This window comes from uncultured Megasphaera sp., assembly GCF_958350005.1.
Taxonomy (GTDB): domain Bacteria; phylum Bacillota; class Negativicutes; order Veillonellales; family Megasphaeraceae; genus Megasphaera.
Genome location: NZ_CATWFF010000081.1, coordinates 1 through 9,322 on the forward strand (window position 1 = coordinate 1; position 9,322 = coordinate 9,322).

Consider the following 9,322-nt stretch of genomic DNA (forward strand, 5'->3'; position numbering starts at 1 on the left):
GTAATTTTTAAAATAAAAATTGCGAATGGTATAAAACGATACAAAAGGACCGGAAAAAGTTCAGTATAATGAAGTCACGAAGAATGAAGAAAAGGAATATAAAACATGCATTTTAAATATAAAATATAGCATATATCACACGTACACTCGTAAGGGGGAAGAACCTATGAAGATTGGATTTCTGGGAATGGGCGTCATGGGACTGCCAATGGCAAAGAATCTGATTGCCAAATCAGGCTGTCAGGTCTACGGATACGACGTAGCGGCTGCACGGATGGAAGAATTCGCCGCTGCCGGCGGGAATACGGTTGCTGAAATGGATGATATCTACAAGATATGTGACGTCATCATGCAGATGCTGCCGACCCATCCTATTATCATCAGTTCTGTAGAAAAGGCCATACAATATGGCAAGAAGGGCAATATCATCATCGACCTGTCCTCGACAGCACCGAATATTATTCAAGACTTATATGCAAAAGTACAGGCAGCCGGCATGTATCTCCTCGATTCTCCGGTCAGCGGCGGCAACCCCAAAGCTATTGACGGTACCCTGGCAATCATGACCGGCGGCGACAAGGAAATATTCGACAAGGTCAAGCCCCTGCTGGAATGTATGGGACACCCCGTATACACCGGCGGCCCTGGCAGCGGCGACGTGACAAAACTGGTCAATAACATCATTGCCGGCGCCTATCTGGCCGCTATTGCCGAAGGATATGCCTTTGCTGCCAAGGCCGGCATCGATCTTCAGACGACCTTTGAAGCGACGCGGACCGGCTTCGTCGGCGGCCCGCTGTACGAAAACAAAGTTCCCAAGATCATTGCCCGCGACTATGAACCGGGCGCCCGTATTGCCGTTCACCGCAAGGACCTGATTAACGCCAAAGCCTATGCCCACCACATGGGCGTCGACCTTCCCGTAACTGACGTAACCCTGCGGGTTATGGACTGGATGGCTGACAATGGCTACATCGATACGGATCAGGCCGGCATGGTGAAGTACTTTGAAGAAAAAATGCACGTTACCGTAGGAGACGATTCATAAAGAAGGGATGGCCTATGAAGATAACATTAGTTGGAAATGCCGGAATTTACATGCGGGATAAACATCATTCCCTGCTTATTGACAGTTTGTACGGCGGAAACCAGTTCTTCAACCAGAAGCCCAGCGAAGTAAGCGCTGCTGCTGACGGCCGGGGACATGACTACCGCAATGTAGATGTACTGTTGTTTACGCACCGCCATGAAGATCATTTCAGCTCATGTTATGTCAATTCCTATTTGGCTCACAATGCTGTTCAGCACGTATATGTACCGCGGCCCAGCGGCCGGAACCTGTCGTATGAAGACGCAGGGAAGCTGACAGATTCGACGGGCCAGGCCCGCATCGTCACAGTAGGACAGCAGGATGAAGCCATCTTCTACGAATCGATATATCCCGATAGCTGGGTCGTGTTCTTTAAAACCCGGCATATGGGAACGAATGATTTTGATGTTCCTCATTACAGTATTGCGTTGATACTGGCAGGAAAAAGCTATTTGTTTATGGGTGACACGGACTGGTCCTATCCGGTCCGCAACGTTCGCAGCATACTGGCTGGGACGCAGCTCAAGGGAATTTTCGTCAACCCTCTGTCCTATGCGGATCGGCGCCGCAAAGAGTGGCTGTCAGGCCTGGGATATCCCCAGGTACTGCTCTACCACATTCCTTTTGCTGACGACGATGTATCGGGCATGCGTCACCTGGCCAATACAGCAACGGCTTTTTATACCTTGCAAGACGGGTATGCGCTGAAAGAAAACAGGCAGACTGTATTTGTGAACTGATAGATACTCTATACTACGATGAAAAAAGGAGCGATGTATTATGTACGACAAGGACTTACTGCACGACGCATACTGGAAAATGACCCTCATTCGGGCATATGAATCGAAAGTCGAAGAAATTTTCCTCGCCGGCGAGCTGCCGGGATTTACGCACTTATACATTGGCGAAGAAGCCTGCGGCGTCGGTGTATGCGAAAACCTGCATACTGACGACTACATCGAAAGTACGCACCGTGGTCATGGCCACTGCATCGCCAAAGGGGCAGACGTGAAAAAGATGATGGCCGAACTGTACGGCAAGGAAACGGGCTACTGCCACGGCAAGGGCGGCTCCATGCACATCGCTGACTTTTCCATCGGCATGCTCGGCGCCAACGGCGTCGTCGGTGCCGGCTACAACTTGGCTATGGGGGCGGCTCTGGCAGCGCAGCTCCGCGGCAGCGACCAGATTGCCGTAGCCTTCTTCGGTGACGGCGCGTCCAACCGCGGCACCTTCCATGAATCGTGCAATATGGCTTCTGTATGGAAACTGCCGGTTCTGTATGTATGCGAAATGAACCAGTGGGCTTCGACGACGCCTTATCGGACGACGACGTCAGTCGACAACATCGCCGTTCGGGCTGTAGCATACGATATGCCGGGCAAGACCGTCAACGGCAACGATTTCTTCTCCGTATACGAAGCCGCCAAAGAAGCGGTAGAATACGTTCGCGGCGGCAACGGCCCATACCTCCTGGAACTCCAGACGTACCGCATTAAAGGCCACTTCGTCGGCGACCCGGAACTGTACCGGACCAAACAGGAAGTTATTACCCACTTCTCGGAAGACGATCCGATTCAGAATTTCCGCAAAACTGCTCTGGAAAAAGGCTATCTGACAGAAGCGGAAATGGACAAGATGGACGAAGATGCCAGAAACCTTGTCCTGGAAGCCGTAAAAGAAGCGGAAGCCGCTCCCTATCCGGAACCGGAAGAACTGATGGCCAACTATTACTGTGACTAACGATACGACGTATACATAGAGGAGGTACTATATTATGAGAAAGATTACATTTTCCGTAGCGACACAGGAAGCTATGCGCGAAGAAATGCAGCGTGATAAAAACGTGTTCCTCATGGGTGAAGATATTGCCCGTCAGGGCGGCATTTTCGGTCAGTTCAAGGGCCTGGCCGAAGAATTTGGCAAAGAACGGGTCCGGGATACGCCCATTTCGGAAACGGCTATTATCGGCGGCGGCGTCGGTGCTGCCCTGGCCGGCATGCGTCCCGTTGTAGACATGCACTTTGCCGACTTTATCGGCGTTCCCATGGATGAAATTTTCAACCAAATGGCCAAAGCCCGCTACATGTTCGGCGGTCAGGCCAAGGTGCCCCTCGTTCTCCGTGCGCCTGATGGCATGACCCGAGGCGGCGCTGCCCAGCATTCCCAGTGCGTAGAAGCCTGGTTCATGCATATTCCTGGTATTAAAGTCGTCATTCCCTCCAACCCGGCTGATGCCAAGGGACTGCTGAAAGCGGCTATCCGCAGTGATGACCCGGTCATTTATTTTGAACATAAGAAGCTGTTCTCCGTCAAAGGCGAAGTGCCGGAAGGAGAATTCCTCACGCCTATTGGCAAAGCCCATGTAGCCAAAGAAGGAACGGACTTGACCATCGTATCCTATTCGGCATACATGACCAATGTCCTGACAGCAGCGAAAGAACTGGATAAAGACGGTATTCACGTCGAATGTATTGATTTGCGGACTATTTCTCCTCTCGATATGGATACGATTTACGAATCTCTGAAAAAGACGAAAAAGCTCATGATCGTTCACGAAGCGGTCAAACAGGGCGGTGTCGGCGCCGAAGTAGCGGCCCGGGCGGCAGAAGAAATGATCGACTACCTCGATGCGCCTATCGTACGTCTCGGTGCGCCCTTCGTGCCTATTCCCTATGCCCCGACGCTGGAACGGCTTGTTAAAATCGAGCCGGAAGACATTGTGAAAGCCGTCAAGGAAGTTGTGGAAAACAAACGGTAATCACAGTGATGTCCAACGTATCGGGAGGTGGGATTGATTATGGATCCGAAATATGCAAGCATTGATTTTGAAAGTTTGAATAAAAGACGGAGAATGCACATTATACTGCCCGTCTTCCTCGTATCGGTCATTGCCTTTCTCGACCGCGTCAACATTGCCTATGCCGGCATGACGATGCAGCGGGATCTGCACTGGCTGACACCGGAAATCTTCGGTGCCGGCGCCGGTATGTTCTTCCTGGGATACTTCTTCTTTGAAATTCCCGGCTCCCTCATTGCCGCCAAGTTCGACGCGTGTAAATGGGTAGCCCGCATTATGTTTACCTGGGGGATCATGTGCTGCCTTCTGGCCTTCATGACCTCGGAATTTCAGTTCTTCCTGCTCCGCTTCCTCCTGGGAGCCTGTGAAGCCAGTTTGTATCCCGTTATTTACGCCGTCCTGTTTACGCGCTGGTTCCTGGCCAAAGAGCGGGCTGCAGCCATATCCCTTATGCTCACGTCCCTCCTGGTAGCTGCCATTATCGGCGCGCCTATAGCAGGCATCCTGCTGGAACTGGACATCTTCGGCTTCCATGGCTGGCAGACCCTGTTCATCATCGAAGCTTTGCCGGCTCTGGCCTTTACGTTCGTCTTCCTGTTCTGGGTCAAAGACCGCCCGGAAAAAGTAAAATGGCTGACGCCGCTGGAAAAAGAGTACCTGACAGAAACGATTGCTGCTGAAGAACGGGCAAAGGAATCGGTCAAGAAATATACGATCTGGCAGTCCCTGACGGACAAACAGGTATGGCGGCTGTGCCTCATTTACTTCCTGTGGGTTACCGGGTTCTGGGGATTCAACTTCTGGATGCCTCAGGTACTGCAGGGCCTGTCAGGCTGGTCGCCGGCCATCGTCGGCATTGCCATTGCCTTCCCCATGGGGGCAGCCCTGATTGCCCAGATTATTATCGGCCACAGCTCGTCGAAGCGCGGTGAAGTGCGCTGGCACATTGCAGGATGCATGTTCCTCGGTGCCATCGGCATGGCTTTTGCGCCCTTTATTCACAGCAGCATTGGCAGTCTGCTCCTCATCTGCGTCACCGCTATTGGCGTATATGCTGCCATGGGGACCTGGTGGTCTGTACCGACGACCTTCCTCAGCGGCGCAGCTGCAGCCGGTGCGACGGCGCTCATCAACTCTGTCGCCAACCTCGGCGGTTATGTAGGCCCCTTCATGCTGGGCGTTATCAAGCAGAATACGGGCTCTACTGATTTAGGCTATTACATCTTGGGTGGCATGCTGCTTTTAGCAGGTCTGATTATGCTGACTTTGCCGAAGAAGACAGCTGTCGAAGTTGGTCAGGGCGCAGCAGCACCCGCAAAAGAAGACATTCAGGGGCAGGAATGCCCGATTCAGAAATAAAGGAGGTATCATCCTATGGCTGTAGAAATTACGATGCCCCAGCTGGGCTTGACCATGACGGAAGGCACTGTCTCCCAGTGGCTCAAGCACGAAGGGGATGTCATAAAAAAAGGCGATGAAGTCGTCGAAATTGAAACGGATAAGATCAGCAACGTCGTTGAAGCGCATGAAGACGGGGTGCTGCTGAAAATTGTGGCCCAGGAAGGGGACTCCCTGCCGGTTAAAGCTGTTCTCGGTTATATCGGTCAGCCTGGCGAACAGGTTGGCGGCGCCGCTCCGGCTGCAGAAGCACCGGCACCGGAACCGGCAGCAGCACCGGCTCCTGCCGCTCCCGCTCCGGCCATGGCTCCGCCTGTGCAGAACTGTGTAGCCGGCGACTGGGTTCTGGCGACGCCTTATGCCCGCAAGCTGGCGAAAGATGCCGGCATCGACCTCATTCAGGTAACGGGTACGGGCTTCCACAGCCGCATTACCGGCAAGGACGTGCTGGACTTCAAAACGGCGTCGAAGGTGCGCATTTCGCCGACAGCGGCTAAAGTGGCTGCTGATCTAGGCGTCAATCCTGCCGATATTCAGGCCGACGGCCGCATCATGAAAGCGGACGTGCTGAAAGCTGCCGGCGTACAGCCTCAGCAGGCCGCAGCTCCTGCTGCTGCGCCTGCACCAGCTGCTCCGAAAGCCCCGGCTCAGGAAGCGCCGCCAAACGGCGAAAAACTCAAAGGCATGCGCAAAGTTATTGCCCAGCGCCTGGGCGACGGCTGGCGCAATACGCCGCACGTCCACCATACGGTCGAAATCAACATGACTGAAGCGACGGCACTGCGGGAAAAATTCATCGCCATGAACAAGAAGTTCTCCTTTACCGATCTCATCATCAAGGCCATGTGCCGCGTTCTGGAAGAATATACGGCTGCCAACGACAGTCTCGTCGGCGACTACATTATTCATAATAAGGAAATCCACATGGGCGTAGCTGTCGCCATCGACGGCGGCCTCATCGTACCGGTCATCAAGAACGCCAACCGCATGGGCCTCATGGAAATTCACCAGAAAGTCGGCGAACTGGCCAAGAAAGCCCGCGAAGGCAAGCTGTCGCCTGATGAACTGACTGGCGGCACCTGCACGATCAGCAACCTCGGCATGTACGGCTGCGACCACTTCACACCTATTGTCAATCCGCCGGAAGCGACGATCCTCGGCGTGTGTCGGACCGTAGAAAAACCGGTCGTCGTGGACCATCAGATCGTCATTGCTCCTATGATGAACGCCGTTCTCGGCTACGATCACCGTATTATCGACGGCGCCATGGCCGGCCTCGTCACCTCGAGACTGCGTGAATACCTGGAAAATCCGCTGCTCATGCTGTAACTCACACCTTGTAGAGAATCATACGTAAGGAGGATGAATCCTATGGCTATAGAAATCACCATGCCTCAGTTGGGCTTGACCATGACGGAGGGCACTGTCTCCCAGTGGCTCAAGCACGAAGGGGATGCCGTAAAAAAAGGCGATGAAATCGTCGAAATCGAAACGGATAAGATCAGCAATATCGTTGAAGCTCACGAAGACGGGGTACTGCTGAAAATCGTGGCTCAAGAAGGCGATTCCCTGCCGGTTAAAGCGGTCCTCGGCTATATCGGTCAGCCCGGTGAAGATGTCGGCGGCGGGGCAGCTCCTGCGACCGAAGCCGCTGCGCCAGCAGGAGCTGCACCGGTACAGGCAGCAGCTCCTGCTGGCGGCAAGACGCGCATCGTCGTCATCGGCGCCGGCCCTGGCGGCTATGTGACCGCTATTAAAGCGGCTCAGCTTGGTGCCGATGTGGCTATCGTGGAAAGCGGCAGCGTCGGCGGCACGTGCCTGAACGTCGGCTGTATTCCGACTAAGGCCCTTATTCACGCCACATCTCTGTATGAAGCCGTTGTCCATCAGGCTGCTCAGGTTGGTGTATCTGTTACGGGCGCATCCCTGGACTGGGGCAAGGCTCAGCAGTATAAAGCATCGATTGTCAAGCGCCTCGTCGGCGGCGTAGACGGCCTGCTCAAGGCCAACGGCGTCAAGAAATACACGGGCAAAGGCATCGTTAAAGATGCCCATACCGTACAGGTCGGCAGCGATACCATTACGGCCGATTACATCATCCTGGCTGTCGGCTCCGAGCCGGTTCACCTGCGCTTCCCCGGCGCGGATCTTCCCGGTGTCATCGACAGTACCGGTGCACTGGCTCTGGAACAGGTGCCTAAATCCATGGTTATCATCGGCGGCGGTGTCATCGGCATCGAGTTTGCCTCCATGTTTGCCGCAGCCGGTGCGCAGTGCACCATTGTCGAAGCGCTGCCGAATATTCTGCCGCCAATTGACAAGGAAATTGTCGCCCTGGTACAGGCGGACCTGGAAAAACGGGGCGTCAAGATTCTGACCAATGCCAAAGTCGAATCCATTGAAGGCAGCGGTGCTGAACTGAGCGTTCACATGGACTATAACGGCCAGAAACAGGCCGTACAGGGAGAAAAGGTCATTATGGCTGTCGGCCGCCGGGCTCTGACAGGCGGCATTGGCCTGGAAGAAGCCGGCGTCGCCCTGGAACGGGGCAAAGTCGTCACAGACGATCATTTCCAGACCAATATTCCCAGTATCTTCGCCATTGGCGACTGCAACGGCAAGATGATGCTGGCTCACGCCGCATCGGCTCAGGGCGTTGCTGCTGTTGAATACATCCTGACCGGCAAGGGCCATTACCACAGCGAAACCATTCCGTCATGCATCTACCTGGAACCGGAAGTAGCCAGCGTAGGCCTGAAAGAAGAAGATCTTCAGGCCAGGGGCATTGCCTACAGCTGCGGGAAATTCGCGCTGTCGGCCAACGGCAAGAGTCTCATCGAAAATGGCGGCGTCGGCCTGATCAAGATTCTGGCTGATACGAAATATGGTCAGGTTCTGGGCGTGCACATGTACGGCCCGCGGGTTACCGATCTCATTGCCGCCTGTGCTCTGGCAATCCGGCTGGAATCGACAGTCGACGAACTGACTTCGACGATCTGGGCTCATCCGACCGTAGGCGAAGCCATTGGCGAAGCGGCAGAAGCCGTGTTCGGCAACGCCATTCACTGGCCGCCTAAGAAAAAATAAGGCTATTCCTCAATTCATCCTATACTATGGAAAAAGACGCTTTGCCCTGCCTGGTAAAGCGTCTTTTTGAAAGGTGAGAGTATGACAGAATTTATGCATTGCATTGCCAAGACGGCAGCGGCGCCGGGGAATCTGGCCGTTGTCCTTCAGCCCATACCTGTGCCCGGCCCCAACGATGTCCTCATCAAAGTCCATGCCGTTGCCCTGTGCGGCACAGACGTGCATATTGAAGACTGGACGCAATTTGCCAGTGACCGCATGAAGCCGCCCATGATTATTGGCCATGAATTTTCCGGTGAAATCGTCGCCATGGGGTCAGAGGTGCAGAATCTCCGCATTGGCGACGCCGTATCGGCAGAAACTCATATTGTCTGCCATCACTGTGATGCCTGCAGTCACGATGATTTTCATGTGTGCAGCCATACCCGGACGATCGGCCTGTCCCGATCGGGGGCACTGGCAGAATATATCGTCATTCCTGCAGAAAATGCCGTCGTCTTTGATTCGTCTTTTTCCTGGGAAGTCCTGAGTCTGATGGAACCTTTTGTGGCGGCTGTACATGCGGCAACGGCCTTTCAGCTGGCCGGCAGTTCTGTCGTCATCGTCGGCTGCGGTCCTATTGGCGTCATGGCTGCTGCTATTGCCAGGCGCTGCGGCGCATCGCGGGTCATTGCCATTGAGCCTGTGCCCAACCGGCGGGAAAAGGCCCTGGAAATGGGCGCAGACATAGTCATTGATCCGACCGGGGAAGATGTGACGAAGGCTGTACTGCAGGCCAACGACGGCCGTCCTGTTGACGTCGGCCTTGATTTTTCCGGCCATGTTGACGCCATTTCCGGCGCTTTGTCCTATTTGCGGCCTGCAGGCAATCTGGCGGTTCTGGGCTTGTCGGATCAGCCTCTTCAATTCCGGCTGGACGATTTCGTCTATCGCGGCATTACTCTCAA

General features: G+C 54.3%; 8 protein-coding genes. All 8 read left to right on the top strand.

Going from position 1 to position 9,322, the window contains the following annotated elements; translation table 11 throughout:
- Positions 1–166 precede the first annotated feature (166 nt).
- Positions 167–1,048, top strand: coding sequence for an NAD(P)-dependent oxidoreductase (locus Q3886_RS06055; RefSeq protein ID WP_301860305.1), 882 nt, complete (start codon positions 167–169; stop codon positions 1,046–1,048).
- Positions 1,049–1,062: 14 nt separating this feature from the next.
- A complete protein-coding gene (locus tag Q3886_RS06060; protein WP_301860306.1) occupies positions 1,063–1,830 on the top strand; it encodes an MBL fold metallo-hydrolase in 768 nt (255 codons plus the stop codon).
- A gap of 40 nt (positions 1,831–1,870) precedes the next feature.
- The gene (locus tag Q3886_RS06065) at positions 1,871–2,833 is read left to right on the top strand and encodes a thiamine pyrophosphate-dependent dehydrogenase E1 component subunit alpha (RefSeq protein WP_301860307.1); all 963 of its coding nucleotides are present in this window, start codon (positions 1,871–1,873) and stop codon (positions 2,831–2,833) included.
- 34 nt (positions 2,834–2,867) lie between these two features.
- Complete coding sequence (locus Q3886_RS06070; protein WP_301860308.1) at positions 2,868–3,851, top strand: alpha-ketoacid dehydrogenase subunit beta; 984 nt, start codon at positions 2,868–2,870, stop codon at positions 3,849–3,851.
- Positions 3,852–3,890: 39 nt separating this feature from the next.
- On the top strand, positions 3,891–5,249 hold the full coding sequence (locus Q3886_RS06075; protein WP_301860310.1) for an MFS transporter: 1,359 nt from the start codon (positions 3,891–3,893) through the stop codon (positions 5,247–5,249).
- 15 nt (positions 5,250–5,264) lie between these two features.
- Complete coding sequence (locus Q3886_RS06080) at positions 5,265–6,617, top strand: dihydrolipoamide acetyltransferase family protein (RefSeq protein WP_301860312.1); 1,353 nt, start codon at positions 5,265–5,267, stop codon at positions 6,615–6,617.
- Between the two features lie 42 nt (positions 6,618–6,659).
- A complete protein-coding gene (gene lpdA, locus Q3886_RS06085) occupies positions 6,660–8,375 on the top strand; it encodes a dihydrolipoyl dehydrogenase (protein WP_301860313.1) in 1,716 nt (571 codons plus the stop codon).
- An 81-nt stretch (positions 8,376–8,456) separates the two neighbouring features.
- On the top strand, positions 8,457–9,322 hold an 866-nt coding region (locus tag Q3886_RS06090; protein WP_301860314.1), incomplete at its 3' end, for an alcohol dehydrogenase catalytic domain-containing protein.

Excerpts from the sequence above, each read along its gene's own strand:
- Q3886_RS06055 (WP_301860305.1), top strand. The coding sequence starts at position 167 with ATGAAGATTGGATTTCTGGGAATGGGCGTCATGGGACTGCCAATGGCA.
- Q3886_RS06060 (WP_301860306.1), top strand. The coding sequence starts at position 1,063 with ATGAAGATAACATTAGTTGGAAATGCCGGAATTTACATGCGGGATAAA.
- Q3886_RS06065 (WP_301860307.1), top strand. The coding sequence starts at position 1,871 with ATGTACGACAAGGACTTACTGCACGACGCATACTGGAAAATGACCCTC.
- Q3886_RS06070 (WP_301860308.1), top strand. The coding sequence starts at position 2,868 with ATGAGAAAGATTACATTTTCCGTAGCGACACAGGAAGCTATGCGCGAA.
- Q3886_RS06075 (WP_301860310.1), top strand. The coding sequence starts at position 3,891 with ATGGATCCGAAATATGCAAGCATTGATTTTGAAAGTTTGAATAAAAGA.
- Q3886_RS06080 (WP_301860312.1), top strand. The coding sequence starts at position 5,265 with ATGGCTGTAGAAATTACGATGCCCCAGCTGGGCTTGACCATGACGGAA.
- lpdA (WP_301860313.1), top strand. The coding sequence starts at position 6,660 with ATGGCTATAGAAATCACCATGCCTCAGTTGGGCTTGACCATGACGGAG.